23 protein-coding genes and 1 tRNA gene are annotated in these 25,579 nt (G+C 67.7%); 12 read left to right on the forward strand and 12 right to left on the reverse strand.

Features of this window, described 5'->3' with window-relative positions; all coding sequences use genetic code 11:
• Positions 1 to 12: 12 nt before the first annotated feature.
• The 3 genes from ABN273_RS06370 (at position 13) to ABN273_RS06380 (ending at position 3,962) form a co-directional block, all read left to right on the forward strand.
• Complete coding sequence (locus ABN273_RS06370) at positions 13 to 1,359, forward strand: aminotransferase-like domain-containing protein (protein ID WP_502910945.1); 1,347 nt, start codon at positions 13 to 15, stop codon at positions 1,357 to 1,359.
• A gap of 176 nt (positions 1,360 to 1,535) precedes the next feature.
• Positions 1,536 to 2,492: a D-alanine--D-alanine ligase family protein gene (locus tag ABN273_RS06375; RefSeq protein ID WP_349447685.1), complete on the forward strand. Its 957-nt coding sequence runs from the start codon at positions 1,536 to 1,538 to the stop codon at positions 2,490 to 2,492.
• A 423-nt stretch (positions 2,493 to 2,915) separates the two neighbouring features.
• Positions 2,916 to 3,962, forward strand: a complete 1,047-nt coding sequence (locus ABN273_RS06380) for a threonine aldolase family protein (protein WP_349447686.1) — start codon at positions 2,916 to 2,918, stop codon at positions 3,960 to 3,962.
• Between the two features lie 301 nt (positions 3,963 to 4,263).
• Here ABN273_RS06380 and ABN273_RS06385 read toward each other — a convergent pair whose 3' ends face one another.
• The 8 genes from ABN273_RS06385 to rpmH all read right to left on the reverse strand — a co-directional run bounded on the left by ABN273_RS06385 (position 4,264) and on the right by rpmH (position 10,150).
• Positions 4,264 to 5,226, reverse strand: a complete 963-nt coding sequence (locus ABN273_RS06385; protein WP_349447687.1) for a ParB/RepB/Spo0J family partition protein — start codon at positions 5,224 to 5,226, stop codon at positions 4,264 to 4,266.
• A 585-nt stretch (positions 5,227 to 5,811) separates the two neighbouring features.
• Positions 5,812 to 6,663: a ParA family protein gene (locus ABN273_RS06390; RefSeq protein WP_349447722.1), complete on the reverse strand. Its 852-nt coding sequence runs from the start codon at positions 6,661 to 6,663 to the stop codon at positions 5,812 to 5,814.
• A 206-nt stretch (positions 6,664 to 6,869) separates the two neighbouring features.
• Positions 6,870 to 7,541: a 16S rRNA (guanine(527)-N(7))-methyltransferase RsmG gene (gene rsmG, locus ABN273_RS06395; protein ID WP_349447688.1), complete on the reverse strand. Its 672-nt coding sequence runs from the start codon at positions 7,539 to 7,541 to the stop codon at positions 6,870 to 6,872.
• A 304-nt stretch (positions 7,542 to 7,845) separates the two neighbouring features.
• On the reverse strand, positions 7,846 to 8,334 hold the full coding sequence (locus ABN273_RS06400; RefSeq protein WP_349447723.1) for a Jag family protein: 489 nt from the start codon (positions 8,332 to 8,334) through the stop codon (positions 7,846 to 7,848).
• A gap of 20 nt (positions 8,335 to 8,354) precedes the next feature.
• Positions 8,355 to 9,305 carry a membrane protein insertase YidC gene (yidC, locus tag ABN273_RS06405; RefSeq protein WP_349447689.1) on the reverse strand — a complete coding sequence of 317 codons (951 nt, stop codon included), beginning with the start codon at positions 9,303 to 9,305 and terminating at the stop codon, positions 8,355 to 8,357.
• 4 nt (positions 9,306 to 9,309) lie between these two features.
• Complete coding sequence (gene yidD / locus ABN273_RS06410) at positions 9,310 to 9,591, reverse strand: membrane protein insertion efficiency factor YidD (RefSeq protein ID WP_349447690.1); 282 nt, start codon at positions 9,589 to 9,591, stop codon at positions 9,310 to 9,312.
• Entirely contained in the window at positions 9,588 to 9,950 is a 363-nt protein-coding gene (gene rnpA, locus ABN273_RS06415) for a ribonuclease P protein component (protein WP_349447691.1), read from the reverse strand. The genes yidD and rnpA overlap by 4 nt, the downstream gene beginning before the upstream one ends.
• Positions 9,951 to 10,012: 62 nt before the next feature.
• Positions 10,013 to 10,150: a 50S ribosomal protein L34 gene (gene rpmH, locus ABN273_RS06420; protein WP_043614899.1), complete on the reverse strand. Its 138-nt coding sequence runs from the start codon at positions 10,148 to 10,150 to the stop codon at positions 10,013 to 10,015.
• A gap of 447 nt (positions 10,151 to 10,597) precedes the next feature.
• On the opposite strand from rpmH, the gene dnaA reads away from it, so the two are divergent.
• From dnaA to ABN273_RS06465, 9 genes are all read left to right on the forward strand, one after another.
• Positions 10,598 to 12,175, forward strand: coding sequence for a chromosomal replication initiator protein DnaA (gene dnaA, locus ABN273_RS06425; RefSeq protein WP_349447692.1), 1,578 nt, complete (start codon positions 10,598 to 10,600; stop codon positions 12,173 to 12,175).
• A gap of 533 nt (positions 12,176 to 12,708) precedes the next feature.
• Positions 12,709 to 13,848, forward strand: coding sequence for a DNA polymerase III subunit beta (gene dnaN / locus ABN273_RS06430; RefSeq protein ID WP_349447693.1), 1,140 nt, complete (start codon positions 12,709 to 12,711; stop codon positions 13,846 to 13,848).
• A gap of 45 nt (positions 13,849 to 13,893) precedes the next feature.
• Positions 13,894 to 14,841 carry a phosphogluconate dehydrogenase (NAD(+)-dependent, decarboxylating) gene (gnd, locus tag ABN273_RS06435; protein ID WP_349447694.1) on the forward strand — a complete coding sequence of 316 codons (948 nt, stop codon included), beginning with the start codon at positions 13,894 to 13,896 and terminating at the stop codon, positions 14,839 to 14,841.
• Between the two features lie 35 nt (positions 14,842 to 14,876).
• A complete protein-coding gene (gene recF, locus ABN273_RS06440) occupies positions 14,877 to 16,130 on the forward strand; it encodes a DNA replication/repair protein RecF (protein ID WP_349447695.1) in 1,254 nt (417 codons plus the stop codon).
• Positions 16,120 to 16,620 (forward strand): DciA family protein, encoded by a 501-nt coding sequence (locus ABN273_RS06445; protein WP_349447696.1) that lies wholly within the window; start codon positions 16,120 to 16,122, stop codon positions 16,618 to 16,620. Before recF ends, ABN273_RS06445 begins: the two co-directional genes overlap by 11 nt.
• A gap of 365 nt (positions 16,621 to 16,985) precedes the next feature.
• On the forward strand, positions 16,986 to 18,929 hold the full coding sequence (gene gyrB / locus ABN273_RS06450) for a DNA topoisomerase (ATP-hydrolyzing) subunit B (protein WP_349447697.1): 1,944 nt from the start codon (positions 16,986 to 16,988) through the stop codon (positions 18,927 to 18,929).
• 12 nt (positions 18,930 to 18,941) lie between these two features.
• Positions 18,942 to 21,440, forward strand: coding sequence for a DNA gyrase subunit A (gyrA, locus tag ABN273_RS06455; RefSeq protein ID WP_349447698.1), 2,499 nt, complete (start codon positions 18,942 to 18,944; stop codon positions 21,438 to 21,440).
• Positions 21,441 to 21,443: 3 nt separating this feature from the next.
• Positions 21,444 to 22,145: a DUF3566 domain-containing protein gene (locus ABN273_RS06460; RefSeq protein WP_349447699.1), complete on the forward strand. Its 702-nt coding sequence runs from the start codon at positions 21,444 to 21,446 to the stop codon at positions 22,143 to 22,145.
• A 128-nt stretch (positions 22,146 to 22,273) separates the two neighbouring features.
• A tRNA-Ile gene (locus ABN273_RS06465) sits at positions 22,274 to 22,347 on the forward strand.
• 91 nt (positions 22,348 to 22,438) lie between these two features.
• Here ABN273_RS06465 and ABN273_RS06470 read toward each other — a convergent pair.
• The 4 genes from ABN273_RS06470 to ABN273_RS06485 form a co-directional block, all read right to left on the reverse strand.
• Positions 22,439 to 23,581 (reverse strand): tyrosine-type recombinase/integrase, encoded by a 1,143-nt coding sequence (locus ABN273_RS06470; RefSeq protein WP_349447700.1) that lies wholly within the window; start codon positions 23,579 to 23,581, stop codon positions 22,439 to 22,441.
• Positions 23,578 to 23,784 (reverse strand): helix-turn-helix domain-containing protein, encoded by a 207-nt coding sequence (locus ABN273_RS06475; protein WP_349447701.1) that lies wholly within the window; start codon positions 23,782 to 23,784, stop codon positions 23,578 to 23,580. The genes ABN273_RS06470 and ABN273_RS06475 overlap by 4 nt, the downstream gene beginning before the upstream one ends.
• Positions 23,781 to 24,938, reverse strand: coding sequence for an AAA family ATPase (locus ABN273_RS06480; RefSeq protein WP_349447702.1), 1,158 nt, complete (start codon positions 24,936 to 24,938; stop codon positions 23,781 to 23,783). Before ABN273_RS06480 ends, ABN273_RS06475 begins: the two co-directional genes overlap by 4 nt.
• 64 nt (positions 24,939 to 25,002) lie before the next feature.
• Complete coding sequence (locus ABN273_RS06485) at positions 25,003 to 25,410, reverse strand: hypothetical protein (protein WP_349447703.1); 408 nt, start codon at positions 25,408 to 25,410, stop codon at positions 25,003 to 25,005.
• Positions 25,411 to 25,579 lie beyond the last annotated feature (169 nt).

Raw genomic sequence — 25,579 nt, forward strand, 5'->3', positions numbered from 1 at the left:
TTTCAGTCCGATATGACACCTAGGAGGTGGGCCGTGACAGGAGAGCTGGATCACGGTCAGGCACCCGCGACCCAAGGGTCGCGCATCGACGCTTACGTCGATCGGTACGCCGCGCGAGCTACCGGGATGGTCGCCTCCGAGATCCGAGCTCTTTTCGCCGTCGCGTCGAGGCCCGAGGTGGTCTCGCTCGCCGGCGGCATGCCGTACGTCACGGCTCTTCCCCTCGACATGGTCGGCGAGCTGGTCTCCGAGCTCGTCACCAGGCGCGGCCCCGTCGCGCTGCAGTACGGCTCCGGCCAGGGCGACCCGCATCTGCGCGAGCAGATCTGCGAGGTCATGCGGCTGGAGGGGATCAACGCCGGGGCGAACGACGTGGTCGTCACCGTCGGTTCGCAGCAGGCCCTCGACCTGATCACCCGCATCTTCATCGACCCGGGCGACGTGGTGCTCGCCGAGGGTCCCTCGTACGTGGGCGCGCTAGGTACTTTCGCCGCCTACCAGGCCAAAGTCGTTCATATCGCCATGGACGATCAGGGCATCGTGCCCGAGTCGCTCGCCCAGACCATCTACGCCCTGGAGACGGCCGGCGCGCCCATCAAGTTCCTCTACACGATCCCGACCTTCCACAACCCGGGCGGCGTCACCCTGAACATCGCCCGCCGGCAGCAGGTGCTCGACATCTGCCAGCGGGCCGGGATCCTGATCATCGAGGACAACCCGTACGGACTGCTCGGGTTCGACGGGGAGCCCATGCGGGCCCTCCGGGCCGACAATCCGGACGGCGTGGTCTACCTGGGGTCGTTCTCCAAGACCCTCGCCCCCGGCTTCCGCGTCGGCTGGGCGCTGGCCCCGCACGCCATCCGCGACAAGCTCGTGCTTGCCATGGAGTCGGCCGTGCTCTCGCACTCCTCGTTCACCCAGCTGGCCGTGGGCCAGTACCTCGCCACGCAGCCGTGGCAGGAGCAGATCAAGGCGTTCAGGGAGCTCTACCGCGAGCGCCGCGACGCGCTCCTGGACGCGCTCGACTCCCTGATGCCTCCCGAGGTGACGTGGACCCGTCCCGCCGGCGGCTTCTTCGTCTGGGCGTCCCTGCCAGAGGGGCTCGACTCGAAGGCCATCCTGCCGCGGGCGGTGGCCGAGCGGGTGGCGTTCGTGCCGGGGACCGGGTTCTACTCGGACGGGAGTGGCGCCCGGCACATGCGGCTCTCGTACTGCTACCCCGAGCCTGACCGGATCAGGGAAGGGGTGCGGCGGCTGGCCGTGGTGATCGAGCAGGAGATGCAGCTCCGGGACACGTTCGGCACCGGCTCGGTCCGCGACCACCAGGGCGTCGACACCCCCGGCCCGGACCTGGCCTAGTCCTTTCCTGGCTTTCTTTCTTGGGCGGGGCCGGCACCACGGCGGCCCCGCCCCCTTCGGGCATCGCGCCTCCGCATGCCGTCAAGCAGACGCGCCATACGTCGGCTCCGTGCCTGGCGACGACGCCATGGCGGTACGGTTGGACAGCGGCGCGTGCGATCAGCGGAGGAGAAGTGATGAGCGATCTGGGCCACGTGCTCGTGCTGGCCGGAGGTCTCTCCTATGAGCGAGAGGTGTCCCTTCGCTCCGGTCGCCGAGTCAGCGAGGTGCTGCGTGCGGCGGGCATCGATGTGGAGGCCCGCGACACCGACGCCTCCCTCGTGCCGTCCATCCTCGCGGACCCGCCGGACGCGGTGTTCGTGACCCTCCATGGTGGCGCGGGCGAGGACGGCGCCATCCGTTCCGTGCTCGAGTTGCTCAACGTCCCCTACGTGGGCGCCGACCCGGACGCGTGCCGGGTGGCGTTCGACAAGCCCACCGCCAAGGCCGTCGTACGCTCCGTCGGCCTGCGGACGCCGGAGTCGGTCACGCTGCCGAAGGAGACCTTCCACGACCTCGGCGCCACGGTGGTGCTTGGCCGCATCGTGGAGCGACTCGGCCTCCCCCTGTTCGTCAAGCCCGCCCGGGGCGGGTCGGCGCTGGGCGCCTCCATCGTGCGCACGGCGGAGGAGCTGCCCGCCGCGATGGTCGGCTGCTTCGCGTACGGCGACACGGCGCTGATCGAGCGCTATGTGGAGGGCGTCGAGGTGGCGGTCTCCGTCGTGGACCTGGGCAACGGCCCGGTGGCCCTGCCGGCCGTCGAGATCGTCCCGGACGAGGGCGTCTACGACTATGCGGCCCGCTACACCGCCGGGCACACGGAGTTCTTCGCTCCCGCCCGCCTCTCCGCCCAGGCGGCCGCGGCGTGCGCGGAGACGGCGGTGACCGCCCACACGGCGCTCGGTCTCCGCGACATCTCCCGCACGGATCTGATCGTGGACGCGGCGGGCACCCCGCATTTCCTGGAGGTCAACGTGGCCCCGGGGATGACGGAGACATCCCTCCTGCCGATGGCCGCCGAGGCCGCCGGTCAAGACCTGGGCGACCTCTGCCGCACCCTCCTCCAGAACGCGGCATCCCGCGCCCACGCTTAGCCCCACTCCGGCTCGCTGGTGCCGTGCTGCGAGACGGGGCCACCGCCTCAAGGACGGCGCGCGCCACTGCACCTCAAGCACGCGCCACGGCACATGAAGCAGACGACGCTTTGCACGGCACCACACGGCGGAGGCTCGGCACGGCACCACCGGGCAGACGGGCGACGCAGCACCGGGCTGTCGACGCCTTGAGCCGGAAACCTGCCGCGAGGCGCCGCCGGCAACCTGAGGCGCCAAGTGCCCTCCCCTTCGGACGCTCAGCCCATCGCGTCCACCGATCCGCTCGGCACCACATCGCCCGATACGGTGCGGGCTGAGCGCGGTACCGGTGCGGCGCGCCCAATCCGTGCCCCTCACCCCTCCCCGCCACCAGACGACAACCGGGCAGAACTCCGGTCGAGAGCGAGTAAGTAGCCTTACCGTGTGCCGATCGATTCGATGTACCCCAAGAGCTTTGCCAGTGACAACCACGCGGGCGTGCACCCGACCGTCCTGGAAGCCATAGCCGCCGCCAACCACGGGGACGCACCCGCCTACGGTGACGACCGTTGGACCTCGGCGTTCGAAGACAGGATCAAGGAGGTGTTCGGCCCGGGCGCTGAGGGATTCGCGGTGCTCAACGGGGCGGGCGCCAACATGGTCGGGCTGTCCTTGGTACTCGGCCGCTACAACTCCATTTTCTGTGCCGACAGCGCCCACATCGTCACGCATGAAACGGGAGCGGCAGAGCGCCTGCTCGGTGTCAAGCTGGTGACGATCCCCACCGAGCACGGCAAGCTCCGCCCCGACGACATCGAGTCCCGACTGGGTGTGATCGGCAATCCACACGAACCCCAGCCCTCGGTCGTCTCCATTTCCCAAGCCACCGAGCTCGGCACCTGCTACTCCCCCGACGAGATCGCCGCCCTCGCGGAGACCGCACACGCGGCGGGCCTACGCCTCCACGTGGACGGCGCCAGGCTCGCCAATGCCGCCGCCCACCTCGACTGCGATCTGAGGACCATCACGACGGACGCAGGTGTGGACGTGTTCAGCTTCGGCGGCACCAAGAACGGCGCCCTGGCCGCGGAGGCGGTGGTCATCCTCGACCCCTCACTCACCCCCGGCATCCCTTACCTCCGCCGCCAGTCACTTCAGCTCGCCTCGAAGATGCGTTTCGTCTCGGCCCAGCTTTCGGCGCTACTGACGGACGAGCTGTGGCGCGAGAACGCCTCCCACGCCAACAAGATGGCCACCCGCCTGGCGGACGGCATAGCCGAGATGCCCGGCGTCTCCCTGGCCTATCCGGTCCAATCGAACGCCGTCTTCGCCGCTCTCCCACCGACCGTCGTGGAGGCCCTCCAGAGCCGCTACCTCTTCCATCACTGGGACGAGCCCACGGGAGTCGCCCGGTGGATGACCGCCTTCGATACGACCCCGGAACACGTAGACGACTTCCTGGCGGACATCCACAAGGCCGCTGCCACGTAGCCATCGCAACCACAGCGGCCGCCTGTTTCACGTGAAACAGGCGGCCCGAGACGGGTCACGATGCTGCCCGTCGGATCCTGCCGCTGGGTCGCACGTTTCACGTGAAACAACAAGCACGGACGACAGGCGCCTCACACTCGGCGGCGACCCTCTCAGAAGCAGAACCAGTCGAAGCGCCCCGCGTTTCACGTGAAACATCGCCCCCAAGGGAAGGGGCTGGCCGGGCGCTCGATCCCACGCAGTTTCACGTGAAACATGAGCTCCGACTCTCGGCGATGCCGGTTTCACGTGGAAACAGAGGTCAGTCTTCGGCTTCTCGCATCGCGCGGACAGCTTCCGGCGCCATGGTGCCGATGATGCGCTCAAGGTCGTCGATCGTGGCGAACTCGACGACGATGCGCCCCTTGCGCCGCCCCAAGTCCACCTTCACCTTGGTTTCGAAGTGATCCGAGAGGCGGTCGGCGAGGTGGGTCAGGCCGGGGGCCGTGGGCTTGGCTGGCTGACGCTCGCGAGTGGGCTTCGTGGCCGCCTTGGCGCTCCCCATGGCCACGATCTCCTCCACCGCCCGGACCGAGAGGAGCTCCGCCACGATGCGCTTGGCCAGCTGCATCTGCTCCTCGGGACTGTTGAGGCCGAGGAGGGCTCGGGCGTGACCGGCGCTGATGACGCCGGCGGCCACCGTGCGCTGGACTTCGGGCGGGAGGTTCAGGAGGCGGAGGGTGTTGGTGATGTGAGAGCGGGAGCGGCCGACCTTCTGGGCCAGCTGCTCGTGCGTCGCCTGGAAGTCGTCGAGGAGTTGCTGATAGGCCGCGGCCTCTTCGAGAGCGTTCAGCTGCTCACGCTGAAGGTTCTCAATGAGCGCGTCCCGGAGAAGATCGGTGTCCTGGGTGTTGCGGACGATCGCCGGAACCGGATCCAACCCGACCTGCTGGCACGCTCGCCAGCGCCGCTCCCCCATGATCAACTCGTACTGACCGCCCCCGACCGGCCGGACCACGATCGGCTGCAGCAGACCGACCTCCCGGATGGACGCCGCCAGCTCCTCAAGCCGCTCCTCGTCAAAGACCTCACGCGGCTGGCGCGGGTTGGGGACGATCGCGTCCAGCGCGACTTCCTTGAAGTACGCTCCAGCGATCGGCCTCGGGCCCGTCTCCCCCGTTGAACCGTTCGACGGGGCGGGCACCGTCCCCGAACCGTCAACGATAGGACCGGTCGGGATGAGCGCCCCGAGTCCCTTGCCCAATCCCCGCCGCTGCTGACTCACTGCGTCTCCTCATCCACCCGGTCGATTCCGGTCACTCCAGGAGAGGTTACCGTTGCATGCCCCGCACGGTGCCCCCTCGCCACACACCGGCCCGCGGTATTTACACCGACACGGCCGCAAACCAACCCAACGACCGCCTGACCCGCCACCCCGGCCACCCCGCCACCCCGCTGCGTCGTCGCCCTGTCATCTCGGCCGCCCGACTCCGGCACCCACGCCCCGCCATCTCACGGGCAGGCCCTCGCTTCACGGGGCCGCCACTTCACGGGGCCGCCGCCTCACGGGGCCGCAGTCTCGCTGTGCCGTGCTCTTGGTATGGGTGCCGGCGCCACCGAGACAACGCCGCGCAACTCGGTTCCCGTCTCCGCAGTGACGGTCCGGTCGTTGGCGGAGGCGTCTCGTCAGGCGCGCGCTGCGGGACTCTTGCGCGCACACGCGCGGCCACGGCAACGACAGAAGAACACCGTGCGGCCCCGCCACGGCATGCAGAACATCCGTGACGGCAGGTGGGGTGGCGCCGAGGAGCGGACCGGGATGGGCGGCGCGTTCCCTTTCCGCCCGGGTTCGAAGGCCGAAGGGGCCCGATCAGGACACGGTGGCGCGGTGGGCGATCTCGCGGGCCGCGTCCATGTACGCCATCGCGCCACTGGATCCCGGGTCGTACGTCATCACCGACTGGCCGTAGCTGGGCGCCTCGGACAGGCGGACGCTGCGCGGGATCACCGTGTTGAGGACCGTGTCGCCGAAGTGCGCCCGAACCTCGTCCGCCACCTGCGAGGCCAGACGGGTGCGCCCGTCGTACATCGTCAGGACGATGGTCGAGAGCTTCAGCGTCGGGTTCAGGTGGGCCCGGATCAGGTCCACGTTCCTGAGGAGCTGCCCGAGGCCCTCCAGGGCGTAGTACTCGCACTGGATGGGGATCATGACCTCCTCCGCCGCCACCAACGCGTTCACCGTCAGCAGGCCCAGCGACGGCGGGCAGTCGATCACGATGTAGTCCAGCTCGACCGCGTCGTACGCCGCCAGCGCGCGGCGGAGGCGGGCCTCCCGGGCCACCAGGGAGACCAGCTCGATCTCCGCGCCCGCCAGGTCGATGGTGGCCGGTGCGCAGTAGAGGTTAGGCATGTCGGGGACCTGCTTGACGATGTCCGCCATCGGAAGGTCATCGACGAGCACCTGATAGACGTCCGGCACGTCGCCCCGATGCTCCGTGGCCAGCGCCGTGGAGGCGTTTCCCTGCGGGTCGAGGTCGACGACGAGCACGCGCTGGCCGTTCATGGACAGGGCGGCGGCGATGTTCACCGACGTGGTGGTCTTGCCCACGCCGCCCTTCTGGTTGGCCACCGCGATCACCCTGGTCTTGGGCGGGCGCGGCCACGCGCCGTCCCCGTCGCTGGGGGCAGCGGTCTGGGTTGCAGATGTTTCACGTGAAACCACTGAGCTGAGCGCCTCTCGTACCAACGGCGAATCGCCGGGGTTCAGGGGGGTCTGGGTCACGATGGCCATCCTTTCAACCAGTGGTGTGCCGGTGCCGGGAATTGACTGTCGCGACACGCCCTTTTCGGGCCAGCCAACCCCGCTTGGACTCTCGGACGGACGGCTGTCCGGCCAGCCAAGACCGCTTGACGCGACTGGCACGACCGTCACCTCCTTCGTCGCCGCCTGGCTCGCTCCGGCGCGCGACCCGCTACCACCCGAACCAGTGTTGCAGGCGGCTCGACCTTACCGCGCCCGACGGTCACGAGCTCGGCCGATCGCACTCCGATGGCCCGCAGTTGGTCCTCCGCCTCGGCGAGCTCCTCGGCGGCGCGCTCCCCCTTCATGGCGATCAGCTCGCCGCCCTCGCGGAGCAGCGGCATGGCCCACTTCAGGAGGCGGTCGAGCGGCGCCACCGCGCGTGCGCTGGCGACGTCGAACTCGCGCTTGCCCGCCAGCTCTTCCGCCCGCCCGCGCAGCACCTCGACGTTGTCGAGCTTGAGCGTCTGGACGCACTCCTCCAGGAACACGGTACGGCGGAGCAGCGGCTCGAGGAGCGTGACCGTGATGTCCTGGCGGACGATCGCCAGCACGAGCCCGGGCAGCCCGGCGCCGGACCCGATGTCCACCAGGCGCACCTCCGGGGGCACGACCTCGGCCACGACCGCGCAGTTGAGCAGGTGGCGATCCCAGATCCTGGGCACTTCACGCGGGCCCAGCAGCCCGCGGACCACGCCGGGCCCCGCCAGCAGCTCGGCGAACGCCTTCGCGCGGTCCCAAGCCTCCCCGGCGAAGACGTCCCGCGCTATGTCCGGCGGCGCCGGAAGCTCATCGCTCACTGGTCAGTGGCCCTTTCTAGGACTGATCCGCCCTGATGGGCGGGCGACAGTCCGGCGTTGATCTATTGCGGGTGGTCTCTACTCAAGGCTAGAGGTGAGATCACAGTGGAAGACTAGCGGGCCGGTCTGAAGGCGACCTTTGAGCACGCCGCTATCGGTACGACCCGGCTGACCGAGAAAACGCTAACAAGCGCATATATGCACGTTGCAGTGGACGTACAGGGATAAAAGAGTACAAACGCGAAACGGCCGTCCACCTCGCACACAAGCGGGCAGACGGCCGGATCGGATGGCGTAACACTCCTCAGGCGGGCAGAACCACCACGTAGCGGTGCGGCTCCTCGCCCTCGGACTCGCTGCGGAGCCCGGCGGCCGCCACCGCGTCGTGGACGATCTTGCGCTCGAAGGGCGTCATCGGCTGCAGCGACTTCGGCTCCCCATGGTCCTTGACCTGGTTGGCGACCTCGGTGCCGAGCTTGGTCAGCTCGGCCCTGCGACGCTCCCGATAGCCGCCGACGTCGAGCATCAGCCTGGAGCGCTCGCCGGTCTGCCGGTGCACGGCCAGGCGGGTCAGCTCCTGCAGCGCCTCCAGGACCTCTCCCTCGGGGCCTACGAGCTCGGTGCCCTTGAGACCCACGACGGAGACCATGGCGCGGTCCCCCTCGACGTCCATGTCGATGTCGCCGTCGATGTCGGCGATGTCGAGAAGGCCCTCGACGTAGTCGGCAGCGATCTCGCCTTCCTGCTCCAGCGCGCTGAGATCAGGAGTCTTCTCCTGCTCGGCCTCGGTCATGGCCGGCCTCTCCTTCATGTTCAAGACTTCTTGCTGCCGGTGCGCTTGCTGCGGGACTGGCGGCTTGGCTGCTGCCTGATGATCTTAGGCTCAGGCGGGGGCGGAGGCGCCTGCTCTTCCGGCGTGGTCTTGCGCAGCTTGGCGATCAGGCCCGGCTTGGTCTGCGCGGGGATCGCGTTGCCCTTGGCGTCGAACTGCGGCATCGGGTTCCGGCTGTAGAACCAGTGCTGCTGACCGAGCGTCCACAGGTTGGTGGTGACCCAGTACAGGATCAGACCGAGCGGGAAGTTCAGGCTGAAGAAGGCGAACAGCGGCGAGATGTACATCAGGATCTTCTGCTGCTGCGCCATCGGGTTGTCCGGCATCTGGGCCATGGAGCGGGTGACGCTCTGCCGGACGGTGAGGAACGTGGTGAGCGAGCTGATCGCCACGAAGATGGCGAGCACGACCTTGGTCTGTACGACCGTGGCGTCGAAGCCGACGATCTGCGCCTCGGACATGAAGAAGCTCGCGGGCAGCGGCGCACCGAAGATGTGGGCCGCCCTGGCGCTGTCGACCAGTTCCTGCGTCATGCCGTACTTCGGGTGGCCGTTCGCCATGTTCTGCAGCACCGTGAACATGGAGATGAAGATGGGGAACTGGGCGACGACAGGCAGACAGCCACCGAGCGGGTTGGCCCCGGCTCCCTGATAGAGCGCCATGACCTCCTGGTTCATGCGCTGCTTGTCGTTCTTGTAGCGCTTGCGCAGCTCCTGCACCTTGGGGGCGAGCTCCTGCATCTTCCGCGACGAGCGCATCTGCTTCAGGAAGAGCGGGAAGATCAGGATCCTCATGCAGACAGTCAGCGTGATGATCGTCAACGCCCAAGTCAGCCCGCTGTCCGGGTCGAGGATCGTGCTGTACCCAGTGTGGATCCAAATGATGACATGGGCTACGGCTTCATATAGCCAGCTCAGCCAGGACAGCTCCACCGAGCTATCTCCCTTGCGTTTCGTGGGACCGGACCGGGCGTGGGGGCACCGGGTCTATACCTCCGGGATGGAATGGGTGGCACCGCCCGATGCGCCGGACAGTCAGCCATGTGCCGCGCAATGCTCCGTGCGTGGCGATCGCCTCGAGTCCATACGCACTGCACGACGGGTAGAAGCGGCAGCGTGGACCGAGCATCGGGCTGATGAACGCCCGGTAGAACCGGATCGGGATGATCAGCGCCCGAGCGGCGAAGCTCGGCGTCACCCCTTGCGGCTGCTCCGTCATTTCTGTCCACCCGTCGAGGACTCGCGCCGCCTGAGCAAACGTTCCAGCGCGGAATCAAGCTCGGCGGCCAGGTGCTCGAATCGCGCGGACGCGGCCGGTGGATTGGCGCGTACCACCAGCAGGCTACCTCGCGGCAGCCGGTCGAGACGGTCCCGCATCAGGTGTCGGAGCCGTCGCTTGACCGTGTTCCGGGTCACGGCGCCACCGACGGCCTTGCTTACTACGAAACCCACCCGAGGGGACTCTTCCCCCGAAATGGCGAAATGCACCACCAGAGTCGGGCGACCCGCGCGCTTGCCGCGCCTGACCGCCGCGTTGAACTCCTCCCCGCGCCGCATGCGGGATTGATGGGACAGCACTGTATACGCCTAACGCCCGCCGGCGAGATCCACCGGCGGGCCAACTATCGGGCGCGGGACGGTCAGGCCGACAGCTTCTCGCGGCCCTTGCGGCGACGGGCGGCGAGGATGGCGCGACCGGCCCGGGTGCGCATCCGCAGCCGGAAGCCGTGGGTCTTCGCGCGGCGACGGTTGTTCGGCTGGAAAGTACGCTTGCTCACGGGTGGGCTCCAGGCTTGATGGTGCGCCGCAAGGGCGCTTATACACACATGGATGGCCTGCCAGGGAAGCGAGGGCACGCGAAATAGCCGTCGCGTGACAAGCCGACCGTCGTACGTTACGGGGGAAGCACCGTCCAGGTCAAACTGAACGGGTTATCCACCTTTCCACAGGCCACTTTTCCACGGCCAGACCGGCGTCCACAGTATGTGCACCCAGGTACCACTAGGCTGTGGACAACGCTTGAACACAGCTGTGCACATAGATACTGTCGGCCCTTCCGGACCCGCCCAAAGGCTGTGCACAACTTGTGGATCTCCTGTGGAGGACCTGGGCACGAAGCCCCGCCTCCACGCTGTGGACGAAGGGGTCGCCGATCACAGCGGGCGGCCGCGCATGTGGATAAACGATCGCGGGGGGCCGCGAGAGGGAGGAGGGGGAACCGCACCATGAACGGTGTCGACCTCGGCACGGTATGGGCGAGGGCCCTGAGCAACTTCCTCAACGAGAACGTGCCGATCCAGCAGCGCACGTGGCTGGCCATGGTCCGCCCGATCGCGCTGGCGAACGACACCATCGTGCTGGGCGTTCCCAACGACTTCCTCAAGGACCTCATCGAGGGCAAGCTGCGCCCGCTCGTGGCGCACGCGCTGTCGCAGGAGCTCGGCCAGAACATGCGGCTGGCCGTGATGATCGACACCACGGCGCCCGAGCAGTCGTCGCGCGACGCTCATCAACAGCCTGTGACTCAGAGTTATCCCCAGAATGTGGAGAGCCAGCCGCGTTACGCACAGCCTGCGCAACCCCAGCACCAGCAGGCCGCCGAGCCTCCTCAGTTCTATTCTCCACAGCCTGAGCAGCCCCAGATATCCACCGAATATCCACAGCCAGGCTTCTCTTTTGAACAGGCGCAGCCGTACACACCGCCTGTGGAGAAAGAGCCGGAGCCGGCGCCGAACCGGTGGGAGGCGAAGAGCACCAAGCCCAGCGAACCGGCCAGGCTCAATCAGAAGTACACATTCGAGACATTCGTCATCGGTGCCAGCAACAGGTTCGCTCATGCGGCGGCTGTGGCGGTGGCCGAATCCCCCGCGAAGGCGTACAACCCCCTCTTCATTTACGGCGACTCGGGGCTTGGGAAGACGCACCTGCTGCACGCGATCGGGCACTATGCACAGAGTCTGTACGACGGCGCTCGGGTCAGGTACGTGAGCTCCGAGGAGTTCACCAACGACTTCATCAACAGCATCCGCGACCACAAGGCCGACGGCTTCCGCGGCCGCTACCGGGCGATCGACATCCTGCTTGTGGACGACATCCAGTTCCTGGAGGGCAAGGAGCAGACGCAGGAGGAGTTCTTCCACACCTTCAACACGCTCCACAACGCCAACAAGCAGATCGTCATCTCCAGCGACCGCGCGCCCAAGCAGCTGACCACGCTGGAGGACCGGCTGCGCAACCGGTTCGAGTGGGGCCTGATCACGGACGTGCAGCCGCCCGAGCTGGAGACCCGGATCGCGATCCTCAGGAAGAAGGCCATCCAGGAGGGCCTGGCCGCGCCGCCCGAGGTGCTGGAGTACATCGCCAGCCGCATCTCCACCAACATCCGCGAGCTCGAGGGCGCCCTGATCAGGGTCACCGCGTTCGCCAGCCTCAACAGGCAGGGTGTGGACCTGCAGCTCGCGGAGGTGGTGCTCAAGGACCTGATCACCACGGAGTCCGACACCGAGATCACCATCGCCGCGATCATGACTGAGACCGCTCAATATTTCGGCATCAGCATCGAGGACCTGTGCGGCACCTCGCGCAGCCGGGCGCTCGTCACCGCCCGGCAGATCGCCATGTATCTGGCGCGCGAGCTGACCGAGTTGTCGCTGCCCAAAATCGGCCAGCAGTTCGGCCGCGACCACACCACGGTCATGCACGCGGAGCGGAAGATCCGCTCGCTCATCGCCGAGCGCAGGTCGATGTACAACCAGGTCAACGAGCTGACTTTGCGTATCAAGCGGACATCCCGCGGGGCCTGAGCGTCATGCACAGCCTGTGGAAAACACTGTGGATCTGCGAAAACACCAAATCCCGGCGGCCCTTCGCCACGCAATGCCCGAAAAAATCCCCCACAGGCCCTGGGGACAACTCTGGGGACAGCCTGGGGAGAACCTGGGGACTACTCGTGGATAACGTGTGGACGGCCTGTGAACAGGCGATCTGGGACTCCAGGGGTGTCCGTTTTACCCCGTGGACAACCTGTGGAAACCTCGTGGATAACTGGCCGATGCCGGTGGATGAAGGCACCAAGATCTGGGGACGGCCTGTGTGTGAAAACTCGTCATCCCCAGGAGCGCGAGTTCTCCCCAGGCGTCACCCACACCCCCAGTGGATGAAAACAGGGCTGCTGACCAGCCGGAACGCCGGTTGTCCCCAGTTTCCACAGCCCCTAGTGTGATGACCTCTTCTATCTCTAACTAAGAAACCCAAAGACCCATAGAGGGTCCTCCCGGAGCTCAGGTGCGGGAGAGTGAAGACTTGAATCAACGACGAACCCAGGAGGCTGATCACCGTGATGTTCCGAATCGAGCGAGACGTCCTCGCTGAGGCGGTGGCATGGACGGCACGCAGCCTCCCGGCGCGCCCGTCGGTGCCCGTTCTCGCCGGCATGCGTCTGGAGGTCACCGAAGAGCAGCAGCTGAAGTTGTCCGGCTTCGACTACGAGGTCTCCGCCGAGGTGACGCTCGAGCTCCAGACCGGTGAGCCCGGCGTCGTGCTGGTCTCCGGCAAGCTGCTCGCCGAGATCACCCGCGCTCTTCCTGCACAGCCTGTGGACTTCGTGGTGGACGGCGCCAAGGCGGTCGTCACCTGCGGCAGCGCTCGATTCACACTCCTCACCATGCCTGTGGAGGACTACCCGTCCCTCCCGGCCATGCCGCCGGCCGCCGGCCGGGTGGGCAGCGACGTGTTCGCCTCCGCCGTCGCCCAGGTCGCCGTCGCCGCGGGCAGGGACGACACGCTGCCGATGCTCACCGGCGTGCGGATGGAGATCGAGGGCGACACGGTGACCCTCGCCGCGACCGACCGCTACCGCCTCGCCGTACGCGAGCTGAAGTGGCAGCCGGGCCAGCCCGACTTCTCCGCGATCGCGATGATCCCCGGCAAGACCCTGGCCGACACGGCCAAGGCGCTCGGCACGACCGGTGCGGAGGTCGAGATCGCGCTCAGCTCCGCGGGCGGCACCGGCGAGGGCATGATCGGCTTCTCCAGCGCCGGGCGGCGGACCACGACGCGGCTGCTCGACCCCGAGTTCCCCAAGTACCGCTCGCTGCTGCCCACGGAGTTCTCCGCGCGCGCGGACTTGTCCACAGGCTCGTTCGTCGAGGCCGTCAAGCGTGTGGCCCTGGTCGCCGAGCGCAACACCCCGGTGCGGCTGGCGTTCAAGAGCGGCGAGGTCGTGCTGGAGGCCGGCAGCGGCGACGAGGCGCAGGCCGTCGAGGCGCTCCCGGTCGACTACGAGGGCGAGGAGATGAACATCGCCTTCAACCACCAGTTCCTGCTGGAGGGTCTCGGCGCCATCGACTCCGACATCGCGCGGCTCCAGATGACCACATCGACGAAGCCCGCTATCCTCACCGGTGGCAAGCCTGTGGATGACGGAGCCGCTACGGACTACCGTTACCTGATCATGCCCATCCGCCTGTCAGGCTGATCCTGTCATCGGGGATGATGGAAGTCTGACAAGGGGGTAGACATCATGCAGATCGGCATGGTCGGACTGGGCAAGATGGGCGGCAACATGGCCGAGCGCCTGCGCCGCGGCGGCCACGACGTCATCGGCTACGACCGCGATCCGGCGATCAGCGACGTGTCCAGCCTGAAGGAGCTCATCGAGCGCCTGCAGGCGCCGCGCGCGGTCTGGGTCATGGTCCCCGCAGGCAAGCCCACCCAGTCCACGGTCGACGATCTCGGCGAACTGCTCGACGCGGGCGACATCGTCGTCGACGGCGGAAACTCCCACTATGTGGATGACCAGAAGCACGCCGCCGAGCTGGCGGAGAAGGGCATCGGCTTCGTCGACTGCGGCGTCAGCGGCGGGGTGTGGGGGCTCCAGAACGGTTACGCGCTCATGTGCGGCGGCGACAAGGCCGGCGTCGAGCGGCTGATGCCGATCTTCGAGACGCTCAAGCCCGAGGGCGAGGACGGCTTCGTCCACGCGGGCGACGTCGGCGCCGGGCACTTCGCGAAGATGGTCCACAACGGCATCGAATACGGCATGATGCAGGCGTTCGCGGAGGGCTGGGAGCTGCTGGAGGCCTCCGACATCGTCAAGGACGTCAAGGGCTCCTTCAAGAGCTGGCGCACCGGCACCGTGATCCGCTCCTGGCTGCTCGACCTGCTGGTGCGGGCGCTCGACGACGACGAGCACCTCGACCAGCTCCGCGGTTATGCACAGGACTCCGGGGAGGGCCGGTGGACGGTGCAGGCGGCTGTGGACCACGCGGTCCCGCTGCCGGTCATCACCGCCGCGCTGTACGCCCGGTTCGCCTCGCGGCAGGACGACTCGCCGGCCATGAAGGTGGTCGCGGCGCTGCGCAACCAGTTCGGCGGCCACGCGATCACTTCGACCGAGGGCAGCACCGGCAAGGGCGCCGACTCGCCGGGCGCCGACGTGGTGCCGCCGCGCGAGACCGAGCGTCGGTGACCACACCGATCCCTGAGGCGCACTAACCTCGTGGGGTGCATGTCGCCCACCTCTCGCTGACCGACTTCAGGTCGTACGCGTCCGTGGAGCTCGGCCTGGAGCCGGGCGTCACGGCGTTCGTGGGGCCCAACGGCCAGGGCAAGACCAACCTGGTCGAGGCTCTCGGCTACGTCGCGACGCATTCCAGCCACCGGGTGTCGAGCGACGCGCCGCTCGTGCGCAGGGGCGCCACCCGGGCGATCGTGCGCTGCGCCGTCCACAGGGACGAGCGGCGGGCGCTGGTCGAGCTGGAGATCAACCCTGGACGGGCCAACCGGGCCAGGCTCAACCGCTCCCCCGTCTCGAGGGCGCGTGACGTCATCGGCCTGCTGCGTACGGTGCTGTTCGCCCCCGAGGACCTGGCGCTGTCCAAGGGTGACCCGGCCGAGCGCCGCCGCTTCCTCGACGACCTGCTGGTGGCCAGGGCGCCCAGGTTCGCCGGCGTGCGCGCCGACTACGACCGCGTGCTCAAGCAGCGCGGCGCGCTGCTCCGTACGGCCGCGCAGGCCCGCAGAGGCAGCAGAGGCAGCAGGAGCGCCCGGCGGGCCGAGAGCGACAGCGCGTTCACCACGGCGGGCGCGGGCGACGTGCTGAGCACGCTGGAGGTGTGGGACGCCCACCTCGCCAGGCACGGCGCGGAGCTGCTGCGCGCGCGGCTGGAGCTCATCGAGGCGCTGCGCCCGCTGGTGGCCGGCGCGTACGCCGCGCTCGCCCCGAGCAGCGCGCCCGCGACCCTGGCCTACCGCAGCACGTTGTCCACAGGTGGGGATACGGATGAGGGTGGCCGGGACGGCGAAGTCCCCGGTGAGCGGGGATCTTTCGATACACAGACGTTATCCACAGACTTGGGGAAAACCCTTGAAGAACGGCTGCGGGAGCGGCTATTGGAGGTCCGCTCCGCGGAGCTGGAGCGAGGCGTCACGCTCGTCGGCCCGCACCGCGACGACCTGATACTCGGCCTCGGCGACCTGCCCGCCCGCGGCTATGCCAGCCATGGCGAGTCCTGGTCGTTCGCGCTGGCGCTGCGGCTGGCGGCGTACGACCTGCTGCGGGCCGACGGCGGCGACCCGGTGCTGATCCTCGACGACGTGTTCGCCGAGCTCGACAGCCAGCGTCGGCGCCGGCTCGCCGAGATCGTCGCCCCCGCCGAGCAGGTGCTCATCACCGCGGCTGTGCCGGCGGACGTCCCTCCGGAGCTGGTGGGCGCCAGGTTCGACGTCGAAGAAGGGAGCGTGACCCGTGTCCGTTGACGACAATCCCACGGCCAGGGGCGCCGCGATGGCCAGGGAGAAGCTCGCCCAGGCCAAGGCCGACGCGGCCAAACGCGGCCAGCTCCCCCGGCGCGAGCCCAGGCGCAAGGCGGCGGGGCCGCGCAGGGAGAGCGGCGATCCACAGCTTTTCGGACGTGCCATCGCAGACCTCCTGGCCGACCGCGGCTGGGAGCGTTCGGCGGCGGTGGGCGGGGTGTTCGGGCGCTGGATCGACATCGTGGGCCCTGACCTGGCCGCCCACACCAAACCCGAGTCGTTCGAGGACGGCGAGGTGCTGATCGTGGCCGACTCGACGGCGTGGGCGACGCAGGTGCGGCTGCTCGCGCGCACCCTCGTACGCAGGCTGAACGAGGAGCTCGGCGACGGCACCGTCACAAAGGTCAAGGTCAGAGGCCCGCAGAACGCGCCGAGACCGTCAGGCGGGTTGAGGGTGACCGGAAGCCGGGGCCCGCGCGACACCTATGGATAGCCGCGTCCGGTGGCTGTCCACAGCAGGCGCTGAGCGCCGCTACGGATAGGACCCGCGGTTAGGCATCAGGGGCGATCAGAAAGCCACAGACGCGATAAGGCCCCTTTCCGGAGGGGGGATGCTGGACTGGGGGCAAAACGAGCTAGCGGGCATCACAGGCGCGTTCCTTGCCACTAACGGGCTCCGGACCCGGTAGAATGAAGACGGATTCCGGACACGTCCGCTTGCGTGTCACCCCGGCAGCAAGCCGACTCCCCTGGGTGACCGCGCATCGGGGCACTCACGACGGTGACGGGCACGGCAGGGGCAGCTTTGCATTTTGATCGCCTCCCCCGCCGCGTGTCCGCGGCAGGAGGATTTTGCAGTTGTCCTACGACGCTAGCTCTATCACCGTACTCGAGGGGCTTGAGGCGGTTCGCAAGCGCCCGGGTATGTATATCGGCTCCACCGGTGAGCGCGGGCTGCACCACCTCGTCTACGAGATCGTGGACAACGCGGTGGACGAGGCCCTCGCCGGTTACGCCACCAGGATCGACATCACGCTCTTGGCCGACAACGGCGTGCGCGTGTTCGACAACGGCCGTGGCATCCCCACAGGCATCCACCCGGTGGAGAAGCGCTCCGCCGTCGAGGTCGTGCTGACCACGCTGCACGCGGGCGGAAAGTTCGACAGCCAGGCGTACGCGGTCTCCGGCGGCCTCCACGGCGTCGGCTCGGCCGTCGTCAACGCGCTGTCCACCGCCATGGACGTCGAGATCATGCAGAACGGCCACTACTGGCGCCAGCGTTACGAGATGTCCAAGCCCGTCGCTCCGCTGGCCAAGGGCGAGGGGACCGACGAGACCGGCACCACGATCACGTTCTGGCCCGACCCCGACGTCTTCGAGACGACCACCTGGAACTACGAGACGCTGTCGCGGCGCTTCCAGGAGATGGCCTTCCTCAACAAGGGCCTGACGATCACGCTCACCGACGAGCGCCCCGACCACGTCAACGGCGAGCCCCACACCGTCACCTACTTCTACGAGGGCGGCCTGGCCGACTTCGTCCAGCACCTCAACACCAAGAAGGAGCCGGCGCACGCGTCGATCATCTCCTTCGAGGAGGAGGGCGACGGCATCGCGGTCGAGATCGCCATGCAGTGGAACAACTCCTACTCCGAGTCGGTCTACACCTTCGCCAACACGATCAACACGGCGGAGGGCGGCACCCACGAGGAGGGCTTCCGCGCGGCGCTGACGTCGATCGTCAACCGTTACGCCCGCGAGCAGAAGTTCCTCAAGGAGGGCAAGGACGACAACCTCTCGGGTGAGGACGTCCGCGAGGGCTTGACCGCGATCATCTCGGTCAAGCTGTCCGACCCTCAGTTCGAGGGCCAGACCAAGACCAAGCTGGGCAACACCGAGGCCAAGTCGTTCGTGCAGAAGGCCTGCAACGACCACCTGCGCGACTGGTTCGAGCGCAACCCCGGCGAGGCGAAAGACATCATCAACAAGTCGCTGCAGGCCTCGCGCGCCCGTATCGCCGCCCGCCAGGCCCGTGACCTGACGAGGCGCAAGTCGCTGCTCGAGGCGGGCAGCGGCCTGCCGGGCAAGCTGGCCGACTGCCAGTGGAACGACCCCGAGCGGTGCGAGCTGTTCATCGTCGAGGGCGACTCGGCCGGCGGCTCGGCCAAGGGCGGCCGCGACTCGCGCTTCCAGGCGATCCTCCCCATCCGCGGCAAGATCCTCAACGTCGAGAAGGCGCGGATCGACAAGGTCCTGAAGAACAACGAGGTCCAGGCGCTGATCACCGCCCTGGGCACCGGCGTGCACGACGAGTTCGACATCGCCAAGCTGCGTTACCACAAGGTCATCCTGATGGCCGACGCCGACGTCGACGGCCAGCACATCAACACGCTGCTGCTGACGCTGCTGTTCAGGTTCATGAGGCCGCTGATCGAGGCCGGTCACGTCTACCTGTCGTGCCCGCCGCTCTACAAGATCAAGTGGGACCGCAAGGGCGAGGACGCCTCGTACGCCTACTCCGACAGCGAGCGCGACGCGGTCATCGCCGAAGGGATCGCCAACGGCAAGCCCGACCCGCGGCCGCGGGACAACGTGCAGCGCTTCAAGGGGCTCGGCGAGATGAACGCGGGCCAGCTCTGGGAGACCACGATGAACCCGGAGACCCGGCTGCTGCGACTGGTCACGCTCGACGACGCGGCGCAGGCCGACGACCTGTTCAGCGTGCTCATGGGCGAGGACGTGGAAGCCAGGCGCGAGTTCATCATCCGCAACGCCCGCGACGTGCGCTTCCTCGACGTTTAAGGACATTTACCTGTGACGGACGTGAACACCACTCCCCCGGCTGAACGCATCGAGCCGGTGGACATCCAGTCCGAGATGCAGCGCAGCTACATGGACTACGCGATGTCGGTCATCGTGTCCAGGGCGCTGCCGGACGTCCGCGACGGCCTCAAGCCGGTGCACCGGCGGGTGCTCTACGCGATGTACGACGGTGGCTACCGTCCCGACCGCGGCTACTTCAAGTGCGCCCGCGTCGTCGGCGACGTGATGGGCACCTACCACCCCCATGGCGACACCTCGATCTACGACGCGCTGGTGCGCCTGGCGCAGGACTGGTCGATGCGCTACCCGCTCGTCGACGGGCAGGGCAACTTCGGCTCGCCGGGCAACGACCCGGCGGCGGCGATGCGTTACACCGAGTGCAAGCTCGCGCCCATCGCCATGGAGCTGCTGCGCGACATCGACAAGGACACCGTCGACTTCCGCCCCAACTACGACGGCAAGTCGCAGGAGCCCGACGTCCTGCCGGCGCGTTTCCCGCAGCTGCTGGTCAACGGCTCGGGCGGCATCGCCGTCGGCATGGCCACCAACATCCCGCCGCACAACCTGCGCGAGGTCGCGGCGGCGGTCAAGTGGGCGCTGGAAAACCCGGAGGCCGGCGACGAGGAGCTGCTCGAAGCGGCGATCAAGCTGGTCAAGGGGCCCGACTTCCCCACCAAGGCGCTGATCGTCGGCCGGCGGGGCATCGAGGACGCCTACCGCACCGGGCGCGGCTCGATCACCATGCGCGCCGTGGTCGAGGTCGAGGAGGACAAGGGCCGGCAGGCGCTCGTCGTCACGGAGCTGCCGTACCAGGTCAATCCCGACAACCTCGCGCTCAAGATCGCCGAGCTGGTGCGTGAGGGCAAGCTGGCCGGCATCGCCGACGTACGCGACGAGAGCTCCTCGCGGGTCGGGCAGCGCCTGGTGATCGTGCTCAAGCGCGACGCGGTCGCCAAGGTCGTGCTCAACAACCTGTACAAGCACACCCAGCTCCAGGACACGTTCGGCGCCAACATGCTGGCGCTGGTGGACGGGGTGCCGCGTACGCTGCGGCTCGACCAGTTCATCCGGCACTATGTCGCGCACCAGATCGAGGTCATCGTCCGCAGGACCCGCTACCTCCTGCGCAAGGCCGAGGAGCGCGCCCACATCCTGCGCGCGCTGCTGAAGGCCCTGGAGCGGCTCGACGACGTCATCGCCCTCATCCGGGCCTCTGAGTCCGCCTCGCACGCCCAGCAGGGCCTCATGGCGCTGCTGGAGATCGACGAGGTGCAGGCGCAGGCCATCCTCGACATGCAGCTGCGCAAGCTGGCCGCCCTGGAGCGGCAGTCCATCCAGGACGAGTACGACTCCCTGATGACGCAGATCGCCGAGTACAACGCGATCCTGGCCAGCGAGGCCCGGCAGCGCGAGATCATCGGCGAGGAGCTCGGCGAGATCGTCGGCCGCTACGGCGACGACAGGAAGACCGAGATCATCGCCTACGACGGCGACATGTCGATCGAGGACCTCATCGCCGAGGACGAGATCGTCGTCACGATCACCCGGGGCGGTTACGCCAAGCGCACCCGTACCGACCTCTACCGGGCGCAGAAGCGCGGCGGCAAGGGCGTCCGGGGCGCGCAGCTGCGGCAGGACGACATCGTCGACCACTTCTTCGTCACCACGACGCACCACTGGCTGCTGTTCTTCACGAACAAGGGCCGGGTGTACCGGGTCAAGGCGTACGAGCTGCCCGACGCCGGGCGTGACGCGCGTGGCATGCATCTCGCGAACCTTTTGGCGATGCAGCCCGACGAAACAGTCATGGAGGTTCTCGACCTACGCGACTACGACGTCGCCCCCTACCTCGTGCTCGCCACCCGCAGCGGGCTGGTCAAGAAGACCCGCCTGTCCGAGTACGACTCCCCCAGGTCCGGCGGTCTGATCGCGATCAACCTGCGGGACGACGACGAGGTCATCGGAGCCCGCCTGGTCTCCGAGAACGACGACGTGCTGCTGGTCTCCAAGGGCGCCCAGTCGATCAGGTTCACCGCCTCCGACGAGGCGCTGCGGCCCATGGGGCGCGCGACCAGCGGTGTCATCGGCATGAGGTTCCTCGAAGGTGACGAACTTCTCGCCATGAATCGGATGGCCGACGGTCAAGATGTGCTTATCGCCACGGAGGGCGGGTACGCAAAACGGACGCCAGTGGAGCAGTATCCAGTTCAAGGACGTGGCGGTAGGGGAGTGCTTACTGCGAAAATCGTGTCTTCCCGTGGCAAGCTGGTCGGAGCCGTCATGGTCAACCCAGAGGACGAGGTCTTCGCGATCACGTCCGCCGGCGGGGTGATCCGGACGAGTGCCGGAGAGATCAAGCAGTCCGGCCGCCAGACCATGGGAGTGCGATTGATGAATCTCGCTGAAGGCGACAGCGTGGTGGCCCTCGCCCGGAACGCGGAGTCCATGGAGACTTCTGTGGAAATTGAGGAAAACGGGGGAGGAGAGTAGTCCATGAGCGCCCAGGGTGGCCCCGCCAGGACAAAGGCGGCTTCGGGTAACGGACAGCAACCGAAGAAGCCCAACCAATCCGAGACAATCGGCGCGGTCGGCGACGGCAAGGACACGAAGCCCGCGCAGGGCAAGCCGGGTCCGGCCAAGGAGGACGCGCGGTCGTCGGCACCTGCCGCGCCCGCACCTACGCCCAAGCCGTCACCGGCGCCGCCGCCTCCGGAGGGCAACGAGACGGTCCGCATCCGTCCGTCGCTGACCACGGAGGCGCCGCCCGCGGTCGAGCTGCCCAAGAAGAAGTCGTCCGGCGCCGCGGGGGCACGGCTCCCCCGCAAGGCCCACCTGGTCCTGCGCCGCGTTGAGCCGTGGTCGGCCATGAAGTTCAGCTTTGTGGTGTCCCTGGTCTGCTTCGTGGTGCTCTTCGTGGCGGTGGCCGTCCTGTACGGCGTGCTGTCGGCCTTGGGGGTGTTCGACTCGCTGGTCGACCTGGTCAACCAGCTGGGCCAGGGCGAGCAGGGGCAGAACTCGATCCCCATCAACATCGCCTCGTGGTTCGAGCCTGTGCGGATTCTTGGCTACACGGCATTGCTCGGGGCTGTGAACGTCGTACTGATCACGGCGCTTTCCACATTGGGGGCGGTCATCTACAACATCGCCTCTGACCTGGTCGGGGGCGTCGAGGTCACGTTCAGCGAGGCCGAGTAGGCGGGGTTGCTCGCGCCGGTCCCGGCGACGGGAACGGCGCGAGCAACACGCTGGAGGCGGTAAGCTTTTCCTCGTCCGAACAACCGGTTCGCGTCCTTCCTGGGGATGCGATAACGTTCGGTGTGCGCGGGGCTATAGCTCAGTCGGTTAGAGCGCTTCCCTGATAAGGAAGAGGTCCCAGGTTCAAGTCCTGGTAGCCCCACTTTTCTGACCAGCAAAAAGGCCGCTATCCGATCTTCGGAAAGCGGCCATTCTGCTGTCTGCGTGTCTATCTGCGTGACTACCGTTCCCGATCAGGTCTCAAAGATGCGGTCCATGACCACCGCTCCCCCTTGGAGCACGGGCCGGATCTGCTTCCGGTAAACCAGCTCCGTCACCGCCGTACTGCTGTGCCCGACCAAGCGTGAGATCTCCTCTAGGGGTGTCCCGTTGTCGGAGAGCAGGGAAACGAAGCTGTGCCGCAGCTCTCGGGGTGTCCACTCCTCAGGGATCAAGCTGGTGTGCTTGATGACTCGGCGGAACGCACGCCGTACGTTGGCGGCATCCAGCTCGGTTCCGACGGTGGACGCGAACACCAGGCCGTGCTCTGACCAAGCGTCGCCATGCTCCTTCTTCTGGGCTTCCTGTTGCTCAATCAGCACGTCTACGCACCGTTTGGGGAGCGCGAGTGTGCGCCGTGACTTGCGGGTCTTGGTGTCTCCCCCATTCCGCACGGAACGCCACACGGCGACATACGGCGGTACCGGCGGGGTGCCGTCGAGGTTGCCCACCAGGTCCACGTGATCCCATCGGAGTGCGCGGAGTTCCTCGGTACGGGCGCCGGTCAGGAGGGAGACCACGATGTAGGCGTACAGGTTCTTGCCCTCGGCGGCCTTGAGCACCTCTTCGGCCTGCGCCATCGTGAGCGCCTTGGAGGGACGCCCCTCCTTCCCCTGAGGCACTCGACACAGCTCAACCACGTTCCGCCTGACCTTGTCTCGCGCCATGGCGCGCTTGATGATTCGGTTCAGACAGGAGTGGAGCCGTGCCACGGTGCTTGTGCTGTGCGTCTTGGACTTACCGGCCAACCACTTATCCACATCCTGTGCACTGAGGTCGCGGAGCTTCCGCTTGCCCAGTGCCGGGATGATGTGGCTCTTGACCAGGGTCGTGTTGGTTGCGACGGTGCTCGGGTCCAGCCCGCTGAGCCCGTAGGCCAGCCAGTCGTTCGCGGCCTGAGCGACGGTGGACTCTCCCGGCGCGATGGCCAACCCATCTTCGTAGTCCCTGAGAACCTCCTTGAGCTTGGCCTTGGCTTCGGTCTTGGTCTTGCCGCTCCCTCGCTTGATGATGCGCTTACCGTCCGGGGCATAGCCGAGACTGGCGGTGGCAATCCAGCGCTGGCGCTTGTCATCCCAATGGAGACCGCCGTCGCCCCTGCTGCGTCGCTTGGTCATGCTGCTTCCTCTGCTTCCTTCTCCAGGAGAGCGATGTACTCGCGGATGCCGTTCGCCGTGATTAGGCGGGCGCGGCCCTGCTTGACGGAACGCAGGCGGCCTGTCCTGATCTGGTCATAGATCAAGCTCCTGCTGAGCCGTAGGAGCTTCATGGCGTCGGTCACGCGGTAGAGCTGGGTGTCATCCAGTGCGCTGGTGCTCATGGGTGCGGATGCTCCTTGTCGGGGACAGCGGGGACACCCGGCAGGGCGGACTGTCCCCGGAGAATCGTGGCGTTTTCGCTGGTGGATAGCGGTTTGGGGACAGCGGGGACAGTGGGGACAGTTCCAGTGGACTGTGTCCCCTCGGCTGTCCCCGGCAGGCGGTAGCGTCCGGCAGCGTCTACGCAGAGCTGACTGTCGGCGGCCATGCGGGCACACGTCCGCTTGACCGTGTCCCGGGACATGCCGATGGCTTCGGCGATCTCCTTGGGCGGGCTATTCGGGTTGCTGCGCAGGAAACGGGCGATGGCCGCTCGGGTCTCCCCGAGCGTGTGATCCTCGGGCGGGCCGTCGAGCAGGTGCCAGACCCCGGCGGCGGGTTGGAAGGACAGGGCGTATTCCGCCTCTTCCACGTCGCGGCCGGTTACGTGGAGCACGCCGTCGGCGGTGCCTCGGGCGCGCTTGAGCACCAGGGTTTCGTCAGCGGCACCGGCCAGGCCGTTGGTGCCGGACACTTCGGCCAGGAAGTCGTCAGAGCCCATCTTGCGGACGTGGTGCACGAGCACGACGGCCACGCCGAACGTATCGGCCAGGAGCTTGGCACGTCCCATCGCGGCGTAGTCGGCGTCGTAGGCCGACAGGCCGGGCGGGGTGGTGCCGCGTACCTTGGCGAACACGTCGATGACCACCATGCGCGCGCCGACGTTGCGCTCCAGCCACCGGGCGATGGCTTCCTGCCCGCCGTTGGGCAGCGGCGGGCAAGAGGTGGCCAGGGTGAGGTTCCTCGGGGCGGCCTGGTTACCCAGGATCTTCCGCATGCGGGACTGGAGACGGCGCGGGGTGTCCTCCAGCGCGAGGTAGAGCACGGGGCCGGGGTCCACCGGGATGGACTCCAGCGCCTTGCCACCGGCGGCCACAGCGATAGCCGTGCCAAGCGAAAGCCAGCTCTTGCCGACCTTGGGCGGTCCGGCGAACAGGGTGAGTCCTTCGGCAAGGATGCCGGGCACGGCCCACCGCACCTCAGGGAAGGTTATGGCCATGAGTTCGTCGGCGGTCCACGAGGTGCGGAACGGCTGCCCGGCAACGGGAGCGCCGGGCACGTTGACGGCATCACCGGAGACCAGCTGTAGGTGAGATGGACGGTTGGGACTGTTCATGCGGCCGCCCTTCGCCGTGCCTCACGGTGTGAGGCACGGCCTTGCAGGTCAGAGCTTGTGCGGGTCATGCGGCCACCGTGCGCGGGCGGCGGGCACCGGCCCGAAGCCCGGAGGCGATGGTGCGGCAGGCTTCGCCGTACGTCTGGCCGACCTGGCGGGCGGCGTCCAGCAGCACGGCGTTTACCTCGGGTTCGGGCAGTTCGCCACCGGCTACCAGCTGACCGAGCGCCACGGCGGCCTGGTAGAGCGCGTTGTTGTGGCCGTCCTCGGGCGAGTCGAGCACGCGGCGAACCTCTCCGGTGATGGCGGCTTGCAGGTAGGTGCCACGCCGGTCGGTGCCGAGCGAGACCACCACGGGCTGTTGTGGCGGGAGCGGGGCCGGGGTGAGCCGGTCGGCCAGCCAGGCGGGCAGCGGTGCGGCGGGCGCGGCGTGGACCACGGTGTAAGTGCCGGTGCCGTCGGTGGCGGTCACTCGGCTGCCAGGGCCGACCACGTATCCGCCGTTGGCGCGGGTTGTTGAACGACTTTGAAGATGCCGATGTAGTGGGCGGAGTACGGCATCCTGTCTGCCGACAAGATCGGATGCATGCTCCGGGGAGCCGGGGAGTTCGTCGGCGGCGGCACCTTGCCGACGGAGGGCA

This window comes from Nonomuraea sp. B19D2, assembly GCF_040137845.1.
Classification (GTDB): Bacteria; Actinomycetota; Actinomycetes; order Streptosporangiales; family Streptosporangiaceae; genus Nonomuraea.

Bases quoted from the DNA above. Each gene is read 5' to 3' on its own strand.
- ABN273_RS06370 (WP_502910945.1), top strand. From the start codon at position 13: ATGACACCTAGGAGGTGGGCCGTGACAGGAGAGCTGGATCACGGTCAG.
- ABN273_RS06375 (WP_349447685.1), top strand. From the start codon at position 1,536: ATGAGCGATCTGGGCCACGTGCTCGTGCTGGCCGGAGGTCTCTCCTAT.
- ABN273_RS06400 (WP_349447723.1), bottom strand. From the start codon at position 8,334: ATGACCGAGGCCGAGCAGGAGAAGACTCCTGATCTCAGCGCGCTGGAG.
- yidD (WP_349447690.1), bottom strand. From the start codon at position 9,591: ATGACGGAGCAGCCGCAAGGGGTGACGCCGAGCTTCGCCGCTCGGGCG.
- dnaA (WP_349447692.1), top strand. From the start codon at position 10,598: ATGAACGGTGTCGACCTCGGCACGGTATGGGCGAGGGCCCTGAGCAAC.
- gnd (WP_349447694.1), top strand. From the start codon at position 13,894: ATGCAGATCGGCATGGTCGGACTGGGCAAGATGGGCGGCAACATGGCC.
- ABN273_RS06460 (WP_349447699.1), top strand. From the start codon at position 21,444: ATGAGCGCCCAGGGTGGCCCCGCCAGGACAAAGGCGGCTTCGGGTAAC.
- ABN273_RS06470 (WP_349447700.1), bottom strand. From the start codon at position 23,581: ATGACCAAGCGACGCAGCAGGGGCGACGGCGGTCTCCATTGGGATGAC.
- ABN273_RS06475 (WP_349447701.1), bottom strand. From the start codon at position 23,784: ATGAGCACCAGCGCACTGGATGACACCCAGCTCTACCGCGTGACCGAC.
- ABN273_RS06480 (WP_349447702.1), bottom strand. From the start codon at position 24,938: ATGAACAGTCCCAACCGTCCATCTCACCTACAGCTGGTCTCCGGTGAT.